The following is a 20,168-nucleotide window of genomic DNA, read 5'->3' as shown; positions in this document are numbered from 1 at the left end:
GCGGGGAGCATCGACCCCACGAGTCGACGGACGGTCCGGTGGTGCTTCCGCGGGGAGCCCCACGCGACGCCGACGAACCCGAACGCGCATCCGGAGTCGGCGACCGGATCGATTCGATCGTCCGCGGCGCGGGTCGTGCCCTCCTGAACGCGATCCCCGTCCTCGAACGGCCGCTACAAGCCTGTCGGGGGATGTACGCGGAGCGGTACGTGCGGGCGGTCCGATGGCGACACAACCGCGCTCACCGTGCCCCGATCGACCCTTTCGAGGTGTATCGCGTCGACCCGGACGCGATCACGCACGTCTCGAAGCCGACCGGCCTGCCGCGCTTCCGGCGGGCGGGAAGCGTGATGGACGGCGACTGGGACCGTAGCCGGATCGCCTTCGTGGACGCCGACGTCTACCGAGCGTTCGAGGCGCGGTTCCAGGAGGGTCGACCGTGGGAGGACACGGCGTTCTTCGACCGCGTGGTCTCCGAGATCGAGGACGGCGAGGAGCCGTGGGGCTGTCGCTCCCGCGCGGCGTTCGAGCGTCGATGCTCCCGGCTGGACCGTCTCGCGATGTCGGTTCGGGACAACGGGTTCCTCACACAGCGCGAGCTGGCCGCGTCGAACGTCGACGACCCGCTCGAGCGCGCCCGCGGGACGCTTCCCGCCCGGATACTCAACGACGAAGTCGCCGTAGACGTCGGTCGCGACGGCGAGCTCCTCTACGCGGACGGACGGAACCGGCTCGCGTTGGCGAAGGTCCTCGACGTCGACACCCTCCCGGTCGTGATCCTCCGGAGACACGTCCAGTGGGTCGACGCCCGGGAGGCGATCGCCGCCTACGTCGAGGGCGGTGCGAGCGTTCCCGAGCCGTACGCCGGACATCCGGACCTGGCGTTCGTCGACGACTCGTCTGCGGAGTAAACGTTCCGGGCGGAGCGACGGTCCGGAACCGCGCGCATGGCCCGGACGTGGCGACGCTCCGGACGTGTAAACGACGATCAGCCGTGTGGATGACGGTCACCGAGAATCGCGGAGGCACGCCGCCATCCGTCCGACGTCGCCCGGGTCGAGCTGTTGATGCGTCGGCAGAACGAACAGCCGCGAGCGGAGGGTTTCGGCCCCCTTATCGGCCATCGCGGCCTCGTGCCGGTACACCGGCGGCCACGTGAGCACTTCACAGGGGAGTCCACACTGATACAGTCGGTGGAGATACGCCCGGCGGGCCTCGTCCGACTCGGCCAACGCGGCCACGCCGAACGGGACCGACACGTCACTCGCCGGCGGCGAGACGACGTCGACGGCCTCGTTGTCCGAAAGCAGGTTTCGAAGCACCCGATACCGACTCTGCCTGGCGGTGCGGATCTCCCGTGGGTCACACCGCGAGAGCGCGCGGCGCGAGACCGATCCGATCCCGGGGCGTGACCCCTCGGGCGACACCGCGTTCGGCTGCCGGTCGTTCGGCCGCTTCACCACCGGCGACGACGACATCCGGAGCCCGAGCCCGTGTGCGGTCGCCTTGGCGGCCGCGCGCGGGACCGTGTCCCACTCCGCTAAGTCGTAGTGTGGGGCCGGCGGAGTACCGGCACGTGAGACCGTCAACCCACCGTTCGGGGTCGGCAGCGTCTTGTGCAGACAGAAGAGCGCGACGTCCCCCGTCGACCCGAGCAGCCCGTGGTCCGGGTCCCGCGCGAAGAGCCCCCGGGCGCAGTCCTCGATCACGAGCGCGTCGTGGTCCCGCGCCGCGCCGACGAGGTCGGTGAACGCGTCGTCGACGAAGCCGAAGTAGTGGACGAACACGACGGCGACCGCGTCCGTCTCGGCGATGCGGTCGGCGACCGCGTCCGCCGGGAGTGACAGGTCCTCACGAACCGGATAGTACCGGACGTCGTGGCCGGCCGCGAGCGCCGCCCAGGTGACCCCGCCGGGGACGTACGCCGGAAGCAGCACCGTCCCGGTCCGCTCCATCGACTCGAGGACGGTGTACAGCCCGTGTTTTACCCGGCTGTACAGCCGCCGTTCCCCGCGCGGGATCCACTCGTCGTCGTCGAGCCAGGCGGGGCGCGACGGCGACGGGTCGAGAAGCCATCGGAGACGGACCTGTGGCGTTCCCGCGACCGGTGTCGTGTCCATGTCGGACGTGATTCACCCCTGAAGGGACACGTGGCGTCGATGTGCCGCGAGCTGTTCGAGGCCCGCCTCGAGCCCGACGCGGGGACGGACGTCGAGCAGGCCCAACAGCCGGGCCGTCGCCGCCCGGCTGTGTCTGACGTCGCCCGTTCGCGGCTCCTCGTATCGGAGGTCGACGGGGGCGTCGAGGACCGATCGGATCACGTCGGCCAGCTCGCGTATCGTGACGCTCTCGCCGGTGCCGACGTTGAACGCGCGGCCGGTGTGGTCCGTGGTCGCGGCCGCGAGGTTGGCGCGGACGACGTCGTACACGTGAACGAAATCCCGCGTCTGTTCGCCGTCCCCATGGATCACGAGCGGCTCGCCGGCGGCCGCGCGCCCGAGGAAGGCGTCGACGACGCCGCTGTACGGCCCTCGCTGTCCCGGTCCGTACACGTTGAAGTAGCGCAACGCGACGGTCGGCACGTCGTAAGTGGAGCTGTACACGCGGGCGTACGAATCGGCCGCGAGCTTGTCGACGCCGTACGTCGATCGGGGCATGAGCCGGTCGTCCTCGGCGACGGGGACCGTGTCCGGCGAGCCGTAGACGGCCGCGCTCGACGCGACGACCGCGCGTGCGTCCTCGTCGCGAGCGGCCTCGAGCACCGTCAGCGTACCGTCGACGTTGACTCGATGGGCGTGGTGGGGCTGCTCGGCCGCGCGTTGCACGCTGACGACGGCGGCCTGGTGGAACACCACGTCGACGCCGTCCATCGCGCGGCGAACGGCCTCGGCGTCGGTGACGTCCCCGCGAACGAGCGTCGCCTCCGGCGGGACCGTGTCCGGGTCCCCGGTCGAGCAGTTATCGAGGACCCGAACGTCGTTGTCCGGCACGAGCGCGGAGACGAGGTGGTGACCGATGAACCCGGCCCCGCCCGTTACCAGGACACGACGATCGGAGAACGGCGCGGCCGGCGGTGTAACCTCGTCCATACCGTCCGGAGAGACTAGGCGGGTTTTGTAATGGACGGATTACGGAAGCAGCGGGCGTCGTTGGGCGAAAAAGAAGCGTTCCGAGACGGTGGGAACGCTTCACGCCTCGATCGATGGCCCGTACCATCAGGCATCGATCGCCGACCGAATCCTCAGGCATCGATCGTCGACCGGGATCCTCAGGCGTCGAGCGCCGACCGATAGATCCGCTCGATCCGCGTGAGTTGGTGTTCGAGGCCGAGGTGAGCGATCGATTCGCGCCCGTCGGACCGCTCGCCGGCGTGCAGGATCCGAGTCAACGCCGCGACCAGCTCGGCGTCGTCGTCGCTGACGGCCGAGGGCGTCACGCCGCGGAGCCGCGACCGGACGTCGCCGACGTCGGTCGACACCACCGGGAGGTCACAGGCCAACGCCTCCTTCACCGAGTTCGGCGATCCCTCCCGCTTCGAGGTCAACAACAGCGCGTCGGCCGCGTTCATGTACCAGGGCATCCGGTCGTGGGGAACGCCCGACACCGTGTGGATCTCCACCGGCCGGTCGAGTTCGTCGGCCGCGGCGACGTCGTCGACGATCCCCCGAGCGCGTGGGAAGTCCTTCACGCCACGGGATGACGGATACGGGAACAGGACGTGGGCGGCGTCGTCGCGCCAGCCGAGCTCGCGGCGGGCCGCGTCCGCGGGGAGCGGACGGAACCGACGGAGGTCGATCCCGTGGGGAACGACGTGACAGTCGCCGTCGAGGTAGCCGGCCATCTCCTCGGACATGACGACCACCTCCTCGGCGGCTCGGGAACACGCCCGCGAGAGCCAGCCGTACTCGCCCATGAGGTCGCTGCCCCACAGCGAGAGCACGACCGGACACGAGGGTTGGACGACGGCCGGCGGGGCGGTGAGCCCGTAGTTGGCGTGGACGAGGTCGTACCCGCGGAACGCCTCCCGGACCGCCCGCGGGTAGTACTTGAGGTACGCCGACATCGGACGGTGGTCGACCGAGTCGCCCGACTCGTCCCGGGACCCCGGGACGGCGAGGGTGTCGACGACGTGGCCACGGTCCCGGAGGCCGGCGGTCTGTTGCCGATAGAACCGGGCCCGGTCGTTGGTGACGAGGCTGAGTACCCGCACGCGTCATCCCCTCATCGCGTTGTAGGCCCGTTCGGCGAGGCGCATTCGGAGCCCGCCCGTATCGATCACGTGATAGGGGACGAGTTCCGCGCCGAACTTGCTCTTGTAGCGACAGAGCCGCTCGGTGTTGGCACCGTACAGGTCGTAGGCCGTGACGGTTTCCGTCGGCGGGTCCGTGACGACGTCCCGGAGGATCTCCCAGTGAAGGTTGCTGTTGACCGCGACCCCCTCGTGGACGGTGCGCGCGCCCCCCTGCCAGAAGTACGCGGCGTCCGGCGAGTACAGCGCGGTCACCCCGGTGAGGAACTCCCCCTCCGGCGAGCGGACGGCGTACGTTCGGGCGTCGTCGCCGAGCGCAGTGAAGAGGTCCCTGACGTACGCCCACGTCATCGGGAACGACTCGCCCTGTTGTTCGTATCGGGCCCGCGCCTCCTCGAAGACGAGCTTCGCGGCCGGAAGCCCCCCGCGGGTCACGTCGACGTCGAGCTCCTCGGCGTCGCCGATCTCTCGGCGGAGGCTCTTGCTCGCGGCCGACAGCTGTTCGTCCGGGGTGGTCGTCGACAGGTCGATCCGATAGGTGAACCGGGTCCCGAGGTCGAACCCGTCCCAGACGAACGGGCGCGGGTCGGTGAACCCGGGCTGGCACGTCATCTTGAACAGGGTACGCGCCCCGTCCAGGTCGAGCTCGTCGACGACCTTCTCGGTGAACGTTCGGTTGACCTGTTCCTGTTTGCGTCGTTTCGGGCTCGCGGGCATCAACACCGGACCGAGCCCCGGAACGCCGAAGCCGGGCGGCGGGGACGTGACTACCCGGCCGAGCGCCATGTCACGGACGAAAAGCGGGAGCAACGCGGTCGCGCGGTCACCTTTGAACCCACCGAGGAGGACGAGGTCCCCCGACGCGTGGTCGTCGAGGACGGACAGCGCGTCCGGATCGTGAAACACCTCGATCCCCGTCTCCGGAAGGGCGTTCTCCCACTCCGCGAGCGACAGCCGTTCCAATCTCATCGGTCGGACGTATGCACACACCGGCTTTGTAAACCCGAGCTTACCGTCCGGGGTCGCCGGGTGTCGTCCCGCCGTCGGCGGCGACCTCGTTCGGCGAGCCGGGGTGATCGAGCGAGGCGTACAGCTCGCCCGGCGGGCCGACCCACGCACCGAGCGCTTGGGCCCGCTCGATCAGCCGTCGATAGATCGGTTCGTGGTTGGGGGTGTCGGCACAGAAGAACCGCGGGTGCCAGAGCACGGTCATCACCGCCGCCTCCTCGCGGGCCTCCCTGAGCAGCCGATCGCAGACCTCCCACGCCCGGTCCGGGTCGGACTCGATCGGGAGCGCGAGCTCCATCGCCGTCAGCGGGAAGACGGCGAACGCGTCGTCGAACGGGCGGCGAACGCCGTAGCCGTGATCGAACCCGACGCGGCTGGACGAGCCCGGGCTCGCGTCGTACGAGAGCCCCAACGCGGCGTGGTGTCGCCACGTCTCCGGGACCGAGAGGTTGAGGTGGTGCTGCCGAACCCCGGCGACGTCGTGCCCGAGCACCGACTCGAGCGTCCGCTTCTCCTCGCGGAGCCGGTCACGGCTCCGGTACGACCGGTACGAGCCGTGCAGGCCGACCTCCCACCCGCCGGCGTCCAACTCGCGGATCACCCGGATGATACGCGGGTCGGTGACGTCGTACCGCCCCGTGTACAGCGACCACGCCCTCGGGCTCGCGATCTCGCGGCGCGGGCGGTCCGTGAACAGGTGCTGTTCGTCGAGGAAGTAGAACGCCGACCGGACCCCGAGATCCGCCTCCAGCCGCATGATCCGGTCGAACGACCAGTACGGGTTGTGGCCGGGGGCGAGCGACTTGAGGTGTGACGGGTCCCGCTCCGTCACGGCGTAGTACAGGGACTGATACGTCTTGTACGGCCGATCGACGTCGTGCGTGAGACAGAGCGCGAACGAGCCGTCGCCCGGGATCTGCTCGCGACGGCGGGTCTCCGCGTCCGCGACCTCCGGCCCGAACGGGTCGCTCATCGGGGATCACCCCGCTCGGCGTCGGTGAGAGGGCGGGTCATCTGACGGCCTGGATCCCGTGCTTGGCGACGTTCACCGCCAGGTCCTTCGTCCGCTGAGAGAGGTACTCGGGGTACGACCCCGTCCAGCGTTCCGGGTGGACGAGGAGGCACGCTCGATCGACCTCGCCGCCGCGGAGCAGCCCGATCAGGTCCCACGTCGACGTCGCCGAGACCCGCTTTTCCCCCTCACCCATCGTGTGGTCTTTCACCTTCAGGACGCCGTCCTCCCACGTACGCCCGGTGTCCGAGAAGTACGTCACGTCGGTGAAGTCCATCGAGAGGTACGCCTCGCCGAGCAGCCCGAACGCGTCGAGGTCGGCGGTGTTCCACAGGTCGCGGTTGTCGTGTGACGTCAGGGGATTCCCGTGCATACAGACGGTGTCGACGTCGACGAGCCGCCGGACGCGAGCGAGGTTCGAAGCGAACGACTCGCGCGCGCCGCGCGGGTCCCCGTCCGCGCGATCGAGGTCCTCGTAGTGGTAGCCGACCTCGTGGCCCAGCTCGGCGAGCCGGCGGACGATCGCCGGGTCCCACGCGCTGTCGACCGTCCGAACGTAGTAGGTCGTCTCGACGCCCCGGAGCGTCTCGATCCGGGCCAGCGAGAGCGCGTTCCCCGGCTTCCGGTCGACGTCGTGCCGGACGATGAGGAACCGATCGGGGAGGTCGGTCCGCCGGAGGTAGTCCCTGACGGTGAGGAACTCGTACCCCTCGTCGAGCGCCGCGTCGAGCAGGGCCGCGTACGCGCCCTGAGTGAAGTCACGCGGCATCGATCCGTCTCCTTCCGGCTGGGCCACCGATCGGGCTCCCGATCGTGTACTCGACGTGATGGGTGTCCGCGAGGTCCAACGCGTCGTGACAGTCGACGACGATCGTCGGCGGGATCGCCGACCAGTCCAGCTCGACGAACGGCTCGTGTGGCGTGGCGACGACGATGGCGTCCGGATCCGCGTCGGCGACGTCGGCGAGCGGCAGGCGCTCGCCCGGGATCGCGTCGGGGTCGTCGATCAGCGGATCGGACCAGTACACCGACGCCCCGTACCGCGAGAACAGCTCGGCGATCCGGTCGGACGGGCTGTTCCGCAGCTCCTTGACCCCCGGCCGGTACGTCGCCCCGAGAACGAGTACCGTCGCTTCTTCGACCGGAACGCCGGCGTCGTACAGCGCGTCGCGGACCCGTTCGACGGTGAACGACGGCATCCCGTCGTTGACCGCGCGCGCGATCCGTATCAGCGGGCTGGAGGTCTCGAAGTGGTCGATCAGGAAGTGCGGGTACACCGGGATACAGTGGCCGCCCACCCCCGGGCCGGGCGAGAGGACGTTCGCGAGCGGTTGGCTGTTGGCGGCGTCGATCGCCTCGCGAACGTCGATCCCGAGGTCGTCGGCGTATCGCGCGAACTCGTTCGCCAGGGCGATGTTGACGTCGCGGTAGACGCCGCTGAACACCTTCATCGCCTCCGCGGTCGTCGCGTCCGACACCTCGATCACCTCGTTTCGCGTCACCTCGTCGTACAGCGCGGCGGCGGCCCGGGTGCTGTCGGCGTCCACCCCGCCCACGACCTTCGGGTACGCCTCACGGATGTCCCTGAGCGCGCGCCCGCTCGCGGTCCGCTCCGGACAGAACGCGACGCCGAAGGAGCCCTCGTCGACCGCGCTTCGCTCGGCGAGCCGCGGAACGACCTCGTCGACGCACGTCCGGGGCGGCACCGTCGACTCGATACAGACCAGGTCGCCCGGGTCGAGCCCGGTCGCCACGTCGTCGATCACGGCCTCGACCGCGCTCAGGTCCGGCCGCCGGCCGGCCGTCAGAAGGGTCGGGACGATGACGACGTGGACGGCGGCCCGGTCGGCGGCGACCGTCGGGTCGGCGACCGTCTCCAGCGACCCGTCCGCGACCGTCTGGGCGACGAGCTCCGGGAGGCCGGGCTCGCCGCCGACGTGACACTCCCCGCGGCCGATCGACTCGACGACGGACTCGTCGATGTCCGCGCCGATCACGTTGCCGGTCACGTCCGCGAACACGGCCGCCAGCGGGAGCCCCATCTTCCCGAGCCCGTAGACGGCCACGGGGACCTCGCCGTTCCGGATCGCGGCCCGAAGCGACTCGCGGTCCGTTTCGGCACCGTAGGGTCCGGTCATGGCAGGTCGTTCCCCCCGGTGAGCCTGTCGGGAAGCGGTCGGTGTCTGGCGGGCGCGCCGAGCGCGAGCGTCCGCGCGGGGACGTCCTCGGTGACGACCGCGCCGGCGGCGACGAACGCCCCCTCGCCGACGGTGACGCCCGGGAGCACCGTGGCGTTCGCGCCGATCGAGGCGTCGGCCTCGATCGTCGGCCCCTCCAGCTCGACGGCGGTCCTGACCGGGTAGGGGTCGTTCGTCAACACGACGTTCGGGCCGAGGAACGCCCCGTCGCCGATCGTCGTCTCGCTCGGGACGTAGACGCCGGTCTGGAGGCTGACGCGGTTCCCGATCGTGGTGTGTCCGTCGATGACGCTTTTCGTCCCGACGAGCGTCTCGTCGCCGATCCGGGTCCCCTCGCGGAGGACCGCGTCGTGACCGGTGGTCAGGCCGTCGCCGACGACGACGTCGGAATACAGGATCGAGCCGGAGCGGATCCGCGCGTCGGACCCGATCCGTATGCCTTCGTCCCCGGGTTCGAACGTCACGTCGTCGTCGATCCGGGAGTTCTCCCCGATCCGGACGGATCGGTCGAGCGTCGTCGTCTCGCTCATGGACGCCTCGTCGGGCGCGTCGGTTCGGTCCGGTTCGCCGGAGCGTGATCTGCGGTCGCGGAGGTCGTCGGTAACATGGTGTAGGTCCCGTCCCGTGCGGGCGGGTTCGATCGGAGAAGCACCGTCCGGACCGCTTTGTTATGCGACCCATTCTCGGGTGAACCGGACGGGCGGTGCGACTGGCGGGTAAAGCGGGTCGAGGACTCGACGGCGAGCGTGGATGCACCACGGAGGTGACGCGGAAGCGACGTGGACAGGACGCCGAAGCGACGTGGACAGGACGCCGAAGCGACGTGGACAGGACGCCGAAGCGACGTGGACAGCCGAGTCGGCGGCACGGCTCGGGAGGCCGTCGGGCGCGGTCAGCCCGCAGTTACAGCCGGGTACGGTCGGCTACGTCGACGGTTACGACCGTATAACTAAGGGCGAAACACGGCTGTCGACCGGTATGACACTGTCGACGCACGAACGACACCACCGGGGGCGGTGAGCGGTGGGATCGGTCGTACTCTCCATCGACGCCGAGCTCGGATGGGGGCACCACGACCTCGACGACCCGCCCCCCGATCGGGTCGAGGCGGGGCGTGACGGCTGGCGGCTGCTCGTCGACGCGCTCGACGAGTACGAGATCCCCGCCACGTGGGCCGTCGTCGGACACCTGTTCCTCGCCGACTGCGACGGCCACCACGCGGACCACCCGCTCGCCGGCGATTGGTTCGAACACGAGCGGAACCGCTGGCGTGGGCGGCCGGATCTCCGATTCGGACCGTCGTTGATCGAGGCGGTCGCGAACGCCGACGTCGACCACGAGATCGGCTGCCACACGTTCTCACACGTCGAGTTCGGACACGCGAGCGATCAGGTCGCCCGCGCGGAGCTCGTGGCGTCGCTCCGGGCGGCGGCGGCGCTCGACGTCGACACGCCGATGCGGTCCGTGGTGTTCCCGCGCAACAGCGTGGGACACCGAGACGTGCTCGCGGAGTGGGGTTTCGACTGCTACCGCGGGACCGCCCCGACGGTCGACGGCGCACTCGGCGGCCGTCTGCACAAGATCACCCGTGCGACCGTTGACACGCCCCCGATCGTGACGCCGTCAGTCGACGAGTACGGCTTGGTCGACGTCCCGGCGTCGCTGTACCTGTACGGCTTCGAGGGCCCCGCCCGTCGCCTCGCCGAGCGCGTCTGGGACGACCCGATCGTCCGTGCGGTCGAGCGGGGCCTCGACGCCCTCGCGGACGTGGACGGCGTGTTCCACCTCTGGTTACATCCGAACAACCTCGTCGGGGACGCCGAGATCGTCCGGCTCCGGCGCGTGCTCGAGGCGGTCGCCCGGCGACGGGACGACGGCGACGTCCGGATCGAGACCATGCAGGACGTCGCAAAGCGACTCACGACGCCGACCGTACCGGCGTCGGACCCGCAGTGACGCCGGACACGTGGACCGGGCGGACGGACAACGAGAACGACCGGCTTCAGAACGTGTTCTGTTCGGCGAGCGCCAGCCGCCAGTCCTCGAGCGACCGGAGGTCGCGTCCGGCGATCGTCCACGGCGGGTCGTCCGTCCCGTCGAAGACGCGGGAGATGAGAACCGTCGGGGTCGCCGTCGCGGACAGCGGCGGCGCGTCGTCGGCGAAGAACCCGTGTTCGGAGAGCAGTTCGGCGGGGATCACGGAGCGGCTCGCCACGATCGCGTCCGCGTCGGCGTGATCCTCGACGACGCGGGCGAGGATCCCCCGGAGTCCCCGGTCCCGCGCGTCGTCGGCGACCATCGGAACGACGTCGGCGATCGCGACGGTGTCCGCCCCGCCCCGCTGCTGGCGTCCGACGACGGCCCCCGCGACCGGCTCCTCCCCCTGGTGGGCGACGTACGTCCGATACTCCCAGTCGGGTCGGTCGAACCGCCACCCGTAGAACCGCTCGTCGCGAAGCGCGTGGATCTCCCGCGGGATCGTGCGCTCGTAGAGGTCGACGAGCGCCCGTTCGGGCACCGAGTCGTGGCGAGTCACGTCGACGTCCGCGGGCGTCGGTGCCCGGGCGCTCCGGCGGTCCAGCAGGCGTCGGACGACTGGGGCGGCCGCGCGGCCGACCAAACCGATCTTGCCGCCGGCGAGCGCCCCGGGGTTCGCCGGGCGGTAGTGCGCCGGGAGCGGGCCGACCTCGTGGCAGCCGAGCTTTCGGTACCCTGGGCGCGACAGCGCGTTCGGGACGCTGAACGTGAGCACGCGGTCGTCGAGGTCGCCGTAGTAGTCGAACGACCGTTGAGTCATCCGCGTGAACAGGCCCCGGCGCTGATGGTCGGGGTGGACCATCGTGTCCCCGGTCTGGAGCCCGAGGGGCGTCTCCCCGCCGATCCGGAGCCGGAACGCCATGTAGGGGCGCGCGCCGACGAGCTCCCCGTCGTGCTCCGCGACGAACATCGGGACGTGTGAGACGTACGGGTTCCCGGGGTACTTCCACCGGAACCACTCCTCGCTGCCGCCGCCGAACACGGTCTCGAACAGGTCCAAGAACTCCTCACGGTCCCCCGGCTCGTACATCCGGATCGTGTACTCCGTCTCGTCGTCGCTCATACCGTTTCGCGCCGAGCGGGCCGGCTTTGTTATGGGTCGGGTACCGCCGGACGACGCCGTTGGTTCCGATGACGGCGGGAGCGTCGTCGACGCCCGGATCGGGGCGAGGGGGGAGCTATCCGGAGCATAACTAAGGTCGGATCGTCGGTGGCTTCGCTGTATGACCGAATCCAACCGTCCCGACGGTCGGACCCTCGTGTTCGGCGTCGACGCGCTGTGTGAGGGGGTACTCTCGCGGCTCCCGCCCGGGACCGCGCCGACCATGCGGTCGCTGATCGCGGAGGGAACGAGCGGGCCGCTGGAGTCACAGCTCCCGCCGTGGACACCGAGCGCGTGGCCGTCGATATACACCGGCGTGAACCCCGGAAAGCACGGCGTGTACGGGTTCCTCCGGTTCACGGGGTACGACTGGGACGTCGTCAACGCCACCGACGTCAGGGAACACGCCCTCTGGGAGCTGCTCTCCGAGCAGGGGCTCCGCAGCGTCGTGGTGAACGTGCCGGTGACACACCCGCCAGCGACGTTCGACGGGGCGTTGATACCCGGATACACGGCCCCGTCCGATCCCGACTGTCACCCGGAGGGACTTCTCGATACGGTTCGAGAGGAGATCGGCGAGTACCGCCTGTACAACCGACAGCTGAGCGAGGGGGCCACGCGGGACGAGCGCGTGAACGGCTACGAGACCGTGACCGCCCAGCGTGGCGACGCGTTCCGCTTCCTGATCGAGCGTGAGGACCCCGACTTCGGGTTCATTCAGTTCCAACAGTCCGACACCGTCTTTCACGAGTTCCCGGAGGACGCGGACGCGACCGAGCGGGTGTACGCCGCCATCGACGCCGAGATCGAGGAGACGATCGAGGCGGTCGACCCCGAGACGGTCGTGCTCGTCAGCGACCACGGGATCGGTCCGTACGACGGGTACGAGGTCCGGCCGAACAGCCTCCTGCGGGACCGCGGCTACGTCGAGACGTCGACCGAGACGGAGCTCCCCTCGTGGTCGGAGCTCTCGAAACGGGAGATCCGAGCGGACCCCTCGGACGGTGACGCCGACGCTAGCGGGGGTGGCGGTCCGTCGGCGGCGGAACGGGTCCTCTCGTCGATGGCGGCCGTGGGGCTCACGAGCCAGCGGATCGGGACGGCGCTTCGGCGGCTCCGCCTGGACGGCGTCGTCCTCAAGGTCGTGCCGAGCGGGATGGTGAAGGCGGCGAGCGAACACGTCGACTTCGCGGGGTCGACCGCGTACATGCGCGATCGGATCGAATTGGGGGTGCGTATCAACCTCGCCGGTCGCGAGCCGGACGGGATCGTCGATCCGGACGAGTACGAGGCCGTCCGGTCGGAGCTGATCGACCTCTTGACGTCGCTTCGAACCCCCGATGGGACGCCCGCGTTCGAGAACGTCGTTCGACGCGAGGAGGTCTTCGAGGGACCGTACGTCGACGAAGCGCCGGACATCGTGGTCGTGCCGACGACGTTCGACCAGTACCTCACGGCGTCGGTGCGGGAGGAGACGTTCGGATCGCCGCGGGAGCCGTGGAACCACAAGCTCCACGGGACGCTCGCGATCGCCGGCGACGGGATCGACGCGGGCGAGTTCGACGACGCGCACTTGCTCGACGTCGCGCCGACGGTCCTCGCCTCGTTCGGCCTCCCCCCGTCGGACCGGATGGACGGGGAGGTACTCGCTCCCTTCGACGCCGGACCACCGGACGCGTATCCGGAGTATCAAGGGGCGACGACGTCGACGGACGACGCCGCGATAGAGGACCGGCTGGCGGACCTGGGGTACCTCGAATGAGCATCGATATCGCCGTCGAGACCGACCCGTCGTCGTGGGACGGACTCGTCGACCGAGCGACCGACGCGACACCGTTCCACCGGCACGGCGCGTTGTCGGTGTTCGCCGACCACACCGGGACGGAGCTCCACCCGTTGGTCGGGTATAAAGGGCAGGAGCCGGTCGGACTGCTCCCGGTGTTCTCGATGACGAAGGGGCCCGTGACGCTCGCCTTCTCGCCGCCGCCGAACCGGAAGATCACCTACCTGGGGCCCGTGCTGCTCTCCGATCCGAACATGAAACGCCGCACGCGGGAGCGGAGACACCGTCGGTTCGTTGGCGAGGCGGTGTCGCACGTCGACGAGGAGATCGGCGCACGCTACGTCAACGTCCGCACGGCTCCGGGGTACGGCGACCCGCGTCCGTTCCTCTGGAACGGGTTCACGGCCACGCCGCGGTACACGTACCACGTCGACCTCGACCGGGATCCGGACACGATCCTCGCCGCCGCGAGCAGCGATCTCCGGTCGAACGTCCGCAACACGGACGAGGAGGCGTTCGAGATACGATCGGAGGGCCGTCCGGGGATGGAGCGAGTCGTGCGAAGGGCGAAGCGTCGACACGAGGAACAGGGCGTCCCGTACGACGTCACGCCGGGGTTCGTCCGCGACCTCTCGCGAGCGATCCCGGACCGGATGGAGTCGTACGTCTGTACCGCGAACGGGGAGTTCGCGGGCGGCGGCGTCGTCCTGTTCGACGAGGACACGGTCTACCGCTGGCAGAGCGTCGCGGACTTCGACGCGCCGGTCCCCGCACAGGACCTCGTCGACTGGCACGTCATCACGGAAGGGATCGATCGAGGGCTCTCCCAGTACGACCTCGTCGGGGCCAACAACCGTCGCCTGTGTAAGTACAAGTCCAAGTTCGCGCCCGAGGTGGAGACGTACTACGGGCTCGAACGGAGCGGGCCGGCGATGGGGGCGTTGACGAGCGTCTACTCACGGGTTCGGGACGTCGTCTCGGGCTGAAGTCGGGCGGTGAGATCGATCCGATCGTCGAGAGGTCCATCGGCCCCGGATGGGCCGTCGACGGATACGGGCAGCTTTCGGGGCGATAACGGGGCCGTATCATCGACACGCCCGATCGGTGCCACGGCCCGTAGTGGATCGCGGAGCGGCGGCGTCGATCGACAACGGGACGGACTGTAGGAGGACCTTACGGACGGTGCCGTCGTTTTTTCCGACCATAACAAAGCGTGAACGGACGGAGAGACGAGACGTTAGCGATCGGCACGGACCCGCCCGACATCGCGGCCACAGACATGACAGACGCCAACACACAACGCTTGCGTACCCCACGGACGGACAGCGGTTCGAGCACGGAACGCCTCCCGCATCGGCGGGGCAGGACGCACCGACGGACCGGCGTCGTAGCTCCGGAAACCGTCGAGAGCCCCGAGAGGTGGGGTGGCAGATGAACCGTCGGTGGATCCAGGTGGGGGTCGGGGCGTTCCTCGGGGCGCTCGTCGTCGCGGCGCTGCTGTCCGGTGGCGTCGTCGGCGACGACCACGACGAGTACGTCGTCGAGCAGGACGGCGAGTGCTACGTGATCGAGGCGGTGGTCAGCGAGGACAGAACCGGGGCGGAGTTCTACGACTACCGTGCGCCCGAAACCGAGCCGCACGCGTACACGTACAGTTCACACGGGACCGTGGAGTACCAGCAGGACGACGCGAGCGTCCTGATCCTGCACGAAGGGCCCGACGGGACGAGCCTCGTCATCGTCCACGACGAGCTGTACGAGGACGCTCGGATGGACGGGACGCCCGGCGGGTTCGCCTCGTTCGACGTGAGCGGGCTGCCCGAGGACGGCGAGTGGGTCGTCGAGGACGACGACTACGACGGCCAGACGGACGAGTTCATCCACGACGGATCGGAGAGCGAGATGCACTGGGTGTGGTCGACCGGGCGGACCGACGGCGCGGTGTTCAGCGGGATCACGGACGACGCCGAGATCACGATCGATCCGCGGTTCAACGACGACGCCCGGTTCGAGAGCGACGACCCGCGCGAGGACGGCGTCGTGACGGACTGGCAGGTGATCGACGCCAACGAGGACGGGAGCTTCGACCGTGTCTCGCTGCCCAACCTGAGCGATCCGCTGACGATCCGGCGCGGCGACTGCGCGCCAGACGACGCCGAGGAGCCCGATGACTCCGACGGCTCAGACGACGAGGAGCCCGACGACGCTGACGATGCTGATGAGTCCGAGGACTCCGAGGACGCCGAAGACACAGACGAGTCCGACGACGCTGACGACTCCGATGACGCAGACGACTCCGATGACGCAGACGAGTCCGACGACGCTGACGATGCAGACGACGCCGATGATTCCGATGACGCAGACGAGTCCGACGACGCTGACGATGCCGACGATGCAGACGACGCCGATGATTCCGATGACTCCGATGATTCCGAGGACGCCGATGACACGGGTGGGTCCGACGATGCTGACGACGACGGCGGTGATGCCGACGATTCCGACGATTCGGAGGGATCCGATGACGCCGACGACGCTGATGACGCAGACGATGCCGACGATACAGACGACACTGACGACGCAGACGATGCGGATGAATCCGAGGACGCCGATGATACGGATGGATCCGACGACGCCGATGAGTCCGACGACTCCGACAGCTCAGACGACGCCGATGAGTCTGATGGCGCTGACGATGCCGACGATACAGACGACGCTGATGATGCCGACGATACAGACGACGCTGACGACGCAGACGACGCAGATGAATCCGAGGACGCAAGCGACGATGACGCAGACGATTCGGGTGATTCTGATGAGTCCGAGGACTCCGATGACGCCGAAGACACAGACGAGTCCGACGACGCTGACGACTCCGATGACGCAGGCGATGCTGATGACGCAGACGACGCAGACGATGCTGATGATGCTGATGACGCGGACGGTTCCGACGACGCTGATGACTCCGATGAGTCCGAGAACGCCGATGATACGGACGGGTCCGACGACGCGGACGACACCGACAACGGTGATGCCGACGACTCCGACGACTCGGAGGGCTCCGAGGAGTCTGATGACACTGATGACGCCGATGACGCCGACGATGCTGACGATGCTGATGATGCAGACGATGCAGACGAAGAGGGATCCGAAGGCCCCGATGACGCCGACGACGCTGACGACACCGACGAATCCGAAAGCGACCAGGAGTCGAGCAGCGGGTCCGGCGGGTCGAGCTCAGGGTCGAGCGGGAGCGCCGGGGGATCCAGTGGTGGCTCCGGCGGGTCGAGCAGTAGCTCCGGCGGCGGGTCCAGCGGCGGATCGAGCGGGGTCTCGACGACATCGACGGTTGACGCGACGGTCGAGTCCGCCGACGACGGGATCGCGCGGATCACGGCGACCGGCGTCGGTTCCGGGGACGTCGTCGAGGCGGAGATCGACGCCGACGAGGACGTTCGGCTGTCGACGGTCGCCGTCGAAGTCGACGACGACGCGGACGAGTTCACCGCCACGGTCCGATACCCGGACATCGACACGCCGATCGGGGCGCTTCCCGCAAACGGGTCCGCGGTCGAACTGCGGACCGACACCGACGTCGAGTCGGTTACGTACGGATTCGACGTCGACCGGGAGTACGCGGAGCGCATGGGCATCGGCGAGTTCACGCTGTACCGCTACGGCGACGACTGGGAGCTGCTCGACACGTCCGCCGACGGCTGGGAAGCGATCGAGACGACCGTCGACGACGACGACGCTCACCGGGTGACCGCGGAGACCGACGACCTCTCGCCGGTCGTCGTCGGTACGCGTGAGGCGGCGCTGTCGGTCGTGGGGATCGACGTCGGCTCCGCGGCCGTCGACCACCCCGTCACCGTGGACGTGACCGTGCGGAACCACGGGGCGGACGAGGGAACCGCGACGGTCCCCGTGCTCGTCGACGGCGACGAACAGGGATCGGTCGACGTGACCGCCCCCGCGGGGGAGACGGTCACCGAGTCGATCGAGGTGGTCCCGACCGAGCGTGGCGACCTGACGATCGGTATCGACGGGACCGATATCGGGGACGCAGTCGGCGAACGGACGATGCACGTCGAGGAGCCGTCCGCGAACGTCGAGGTCGTCGACCTCGGCGTCGCGAACGGCGACCTCGCCACCGGCGACACCGCCGTGATCGAGGCGACCGTCGCGAACGACGGGACCGCCACCGGCGACCGAGAGATCGCGTTCGCCGTCGAGGGTGACGTGGTGGCCACCGAAACGGTGACCGTGGAGCCCGGCGAGCAGGTCGACCTCGCGTTCGAACAGCGGTTCGACACCGACGGCACGTTCCAGGTGGCGGCGAACGACTACACGCTCGACGTGACCGTCGCGAGCGACGCGGGAGCGGACGCGGAGACGGATACCGGGACTCCGGCCACGGAGACCGGGAGCGACGAGGTACACGGGCTGGGCGTGGTCGCCGCGCTCGTCGCGCTCGTCTGCGTCGTCGCGATGGCCGTCGTCGCGAGGAGGCGCCGGTAGAACGACCGGGCCGTTCTCCTCCTTCCCCGCCTTCTCCGCCTTCTCCTCCTTCCCCTCCTCGAACCGGCCGGTCAGAAAGCGTGCAGCGGAGATCACGGGTCGGCGTTCTACCGATTGTTTAAAAGAGAACGGGCGGTTCGAACGGCAGTCCACGACCGACGCCCGGGAGTGAAGTCGTGTCCACGCTATTTCGGCCGGATCGAGTCGCTAACCCGCGTCGCCAGCGAGAGCGCCTCGTAGCCGTCCGTCCCGTCGACGATCGGGTCCGTCCCCTCCGCGATCGCGTCGAGGAACGCCTCGAGTTCCTTCTTAAGTGGTTCCCCGTTCTCGACGATCGGGCGCTCGACGACGCGTTCGCTCCGATAGCGGACGTCGCCGTCGTCGACGAGATACGACGGCCGGTTCCGCCGATGGATGGTCACGGAGCTGTCCAAGTAGTCGACGGTCACGAAGCAATCTCGCGCCGTCAGAGTGAGCTCTCTGACCTTCCGCTGGGTCGCTCGGCTGGCGGTGAGCCCCCCGACGACGTCGTTGTCGAACGAGAGCGACGCGGTGACGTAATCCCGTTCGGGGCTCGCGCTGGCCCCGACCGACGTCACGTCGGCGTCGACGAGCGCACGAACGATATCGAGGTCGTGGATCATGAGATCGAGGACGACGCCGTCGCCGACCGCTCGGGTATCGTCCAGCGGCGGACCGAGCCGCCGCGCCTCGACCGCGACGAGATCGAGGTCGTCAACGAAGTCCGCGACGGTCCGCACGGCCGGGTTGAACCGTTCGACGTGACCGACCTGCAAGGTGACCCCCGCCTCTTCGGCTGCGCGAACGATGGCCGCCGCCTCATCGAGCGTCGTCGCGATCGGCTTCTCGATCAACGTATGGACGCCCGCCTCGATGGCCGCGACCCCCACCGACTCGTGGAACCGACTCGGCACCACGACGGAAACCGCCTCCGCCGCCTCCAGGAGCTCCTCGCGCGGAAGCACGACCGTGTCGTAGTCGTTCGCGACCGATTCGGCGGCCTCCGCGTTCACGTCCGCGACGCCGACGAGACGGGCGTCGGGCAGCTCCCGATACACGCGCGCGTGATGGCGCCCCATGCTCCCGACACCGATCACGCCGACCGGGACCGTCATGGACTGAACCCCTCCAAGGCGTCCGCGACACGCCCCACCTCGGCGCGGTCGAGCGCGGGGTGAACGGGCACGGAGAGCACCTCCTCGGCCGCCGTCTCGGCGGCGGGAGCGTCCGCGTCGACGTCGGCGTACGCCGGCTGTTTGTGGATCGGTCGCGGGTAGTAGATCCCCGCCCCGATCCCTTCCGCCTCCAAGTGCTCGCGGAGCGCCGCTCGGCGGTCACAACGAACGGTGTACTGGTGGTACGAGTGGGTCAGGTGGTCGGGGTCGCCGGGCGCGTCGATCGCCGGCTGGTCGGCCAAGGCGTCGTCGTAGCGGGCGGCGTTTCGTCGGCGGACCGCCACGAAGTCGTGGAGCCTGTCGAGCTGTGCGAGCCCGATCGCCGCGCCGAGGCTCGTGAGCCGGAAGTTGTGCCCGACGGTGTCGTGGAGGTACGTGTCGGTTCGGCCGTGGTTGACGAAGCGCTCGGCCCGTTCGGCGACTCGCTCGTCGTCGGTGAGCACGATCCCGCCCTCGCCGGTCGTCATGTTCTTCGTCGGGTAAAACGAGAAGCAGGCGACGTCACCCAGCGACCCGACCGAATCGCCGCGGAACCGTGCCCCGTGTGCCTGTGCGGCGTCCTCGATCACGGGGACGTCGTGTTCCGCCGCGATCCGACACAACCGGTCCATCGGGGCCGGCCGGCCGTACAGGTGCACGGCGAGGATCGCGTCCACCTCGCGGTCCCGAAGCGTCGTCCGAACGGCGTCGGGGTCGAGGTTCATCGTCGCCGGGTCGATGTCGGCGAACGTCGGGGTGGCACCGCAGAGACGGATCGCGTTCGCGGTCGCGACGAACGAGAACGGCGTCGTCAGGACCGTGTCCCCCGGACCGATCTCGAGCGCTCGCAGCGCCGCGTGGAGCGCGGTCGTCCCGTTCGACGTTGCGACGCCGTGAGCAGCGCCGCACGCCGACGCGAACTCGCGTTCGAAGGTCCGGACCGGCGGCCCGTCAGCGAGCTGTCCTCGCTCCGCGACGTCGAGAAGGGCGCTCAACTCCGGCACGCCGATCTGGGGGTCCGCGATCGGGATCATGGTCGTGCCCTCCCGGCGGATCGCGATCGTCCGCCGACAACCGCCCGTTTGG

At 69.3% G+C, this 20,168-nt stretch carries 16 protein-coding genes; 5 read left to right on the top strand and 11 right to left on the bottom strand.

Features of this window, described 5'->3' with window-relative positions:
- Positions 1-41 precede the first annotated feature (41 nt).
- Complete coding sequence (locus GRS48_RS11760) at positions 42-911, top strand: hypothetical protein (RefSeq protein ID WP_159486707.1); 870 nt, start codon at positions 42-44, stop codon at positions 909-911.
- Positions 912-1,007: 96 nt separating this feature from the next.
- Here GRS48_RS11760 and GRS48_RS11755 read toward each other — a convergent pair whose 3' ends face one another.
- The 8 genes from GRS48_RS11755 to GRS48_RS11720 all read right to left on the bottom strand — a co-directional run bounded on the left by GRS48_RS11755 (position 1,008) and on the right by GRS48_RS11720 (position 8,997).
- Positions 1,008-2,120 (bottom strand): DegT/DnrJ/EryC1/StrS family aminotransferase, encoded by a 1,113-nt coding sequence (locus GRS48_RS11755; protein WP_159486705.1) that lies wholly within the window; start codon positions 2,118-2,120, stop codon positions 1,008-1,010.
- Between the two features lie 12 nt (positions 2,121-2,132).
- Positions 2,133-3,089, bottom strand: a complete 957-nt coding sequence (locus GRS48_RS11750) for an NAD-dependent epimerase/dehydratase family protein (RefSeq protein WP_159486703.1) — start codon at positions 3,087-3,089, stop codon at positions 2,133-2,135.
- A 179-nt stretch (positions 3,090-3,268) separates the two neighbouring features.
- Positions 3,269-4,210 (bottom strand): glycosyltransferase family 4 protein, encoded by a 942-nt coding sequence (locus GRS48_RS15395; RefSeq protein ID WP_321168423.1) that lies wholly within the window; start codon positions 4,208-4,210, stop codon positions 3,269-3,271.
- A gap of 3 nt (positions 4,211-4,213) precedes the next feature.
- Positions 4,214-5,218 (bottom strand): GNAT family N-acetyltransferase, encoded by a 1,005-nt coding sequence (locus GRS48_RS11740; protein ID WP_159486701.1) that lies wholly within the window; start codon positions 5,216-5,218, stop codon positions 4,214-4,216.
- Positions 5,219-5,258: 40 nt separating this feature from the next.
- Entirely contained in the window at positions 5,259-6,230 is a 972-nt protein-coding gene (locus GRS48_RS11735) for a polysaccharide deacetylase family protein (RefSeq protein WP_200840267.1), read from the bottom strand.
- 37 nt (positions 6,231-6,267) lie between these two features.
- Complete coding sequence (locus GRS48_RS11730) at positions 6,268-7,038, bottom strand: hypothetical protein (protein ID WP_159486699.1); 771 nt, start codon at positions 7,036-7,038, stop codon at positions 6,268-6,270.
- Positions 7,028-8,407, bottom strand: coding sequence for a nucleotide sugar dehydrogenase (locus GRS48_RS11725; protein WP_159486697.1), 1,380 nt, complete (start codon positions 8,405-8,407; stop codon positions 7,028-7,030). Before GRS48_RS11725 ends, GRS48_RS11730 begins: the two co-directional genes overlap by 11 nt.
- Positions 8,404-8,997: an acyltransferase gene (locus GRS48_RS11720; RefSeq protein ID WP_159486695.1), complete on the bottom strand. Its 594-nt coding sequence runs from the start codon at positions 8,995-8,997 to the stop codon at positions 8,404-8,406. The genes GRS48_RS11725 and GRS48_RS11720 overlap by 4 nt, the downstream gene beginning before the upstream one ends.
- Before the next feature lie 493 nt (positions 8,998-9,490).
- Between GRS48_RS11720 and GRS48_RS11715 the strand changes: the two genes are divergently transcribed.
- Complete coding sequence (locus tag GRS48_RS11715; protein WP_200840266.1) at positions 9,491-10,423, top strand: polysaccharide deacetylase family protein; 933 nt, start codon at positions 9,491-9,493, stop codon at positions 10,421-10,423.
- 46 nt (positions 10,424-10,469) lie between these two features.
- Here the strand turns inward: GRS48_RS11715 and GRS48_RS11710 are convergent, their stop codons facing one another.
- Positions 10,470-11,567 (bottom strand): GNAT family N-acetyltransferase, encoded by a 1,098-nt coding sequence (locus tag GRS48_RS11710; RefSeq protein WP_159486693.1) that lies wholly within the window; start codon positions 11,565-11,567, stop codon positions 10,470-10,472.
- 160 nt (positions 11,568-11,727) lie between these two features.
- On the opposite strand from GRS48_RS11710, the gene GRS48_RS11705 reads away from it, so the two are divergent.
- The 3 genes from GRS48_RS11705 to GRS48_RS11695 all read left to right on the top strand — a co-directional run bounded on the left by GRS48_RS11705 (position 11,728) and on the right by GRS48_RS11695 (position 17,907).
- The gene (locus GRS48_RS11705) at positions 11,728-13,368 is read left to right on the top strand and encodes an alkaline phosphatase family protein (protein ID WP_159486691.1); all 1,641 of its coding nucleotides are present in this window, start codon (positions 11,728-11,730) and stop codon (positions 13,366-13,368) included.
- On the top strand, positions 13,365-14,375 hold the full coding sequence (locus tag GRS48_RS11700) for a GNAT family N-acetyltransferase (RefSeq protein ID WP_159486689.1): 1,011 nt from the start codon (positions 13,365-13,367) through the stop codon (positions 14,373-14,375). Before GRS48_RS11705 ends, GRS48_RS11700 begins: the two co-directional genes overlap by 4 nt.
- A gap of 445 nt (positions 14,376-14,820) precedes the next feature.
- On the top strand, positions 14,821-17,907 hold the full coding sequence (locus tag GRS48_RS11695) for a hypothetical protein (protein ID WP_159486687.1): 3,087 nt from the start codon (positions 14,821-14,823) through the stop codon (positions 17,905-17,907).
- A gap of 185 nt (positions 17,908-18,092) precedes the next feature.
- Here GRS48_RS11695 and GRS48_RS11690 read toward each other — a convergent pair whose 3' ends face one another.
- Together GRS48_RS11690 and GRS48_RS11685 are read right to left on the bottom strand one after the other, a co-directional pair.
- Positions 18,093-19,043 (bottom strand): Gfo/Idh/MocA family protein, encoded by a 951-nt coding sequence (locus GRS48_RS11690; protein WP_159486685.1) that lies wholly within the window; start codon positions 19,041-19,043, stop codon positions 18,093-18,095.
- On the bottom strand, positions 19,040-20,116 hold the full coding sequence (locus GRS48_RS11685) for a DegT/DnrJ/EryC1/StrS aminotransferase family protein (RefSeq protein WP_159486683.1): 1,077 nt from the start codon (positions 20,114-20,116) through the stop codon (positions 19,040-19,042). The genes GRS48_RS11690 and GRS48_RS11685 overlap by 4 nt, the downstream gene beginning before the upstream one ends.
- Positions 20,117-20,168: the final 52 nt, after the last annotated feature.

This window comes from Halorubrum sp. JWXQ-INN 858 (assembly GCF_009806985.1).
Classification (GTDB): domain Archaea; phylum Halobacteriota; class Halobacteria; order Halobacteriales; family Haloferacaceae; genus Halorubrum.
Note: the sequence above shows the minus strand (reverse complement) of the source record. Positions and strands in the feature narration are given on the sequence as shown.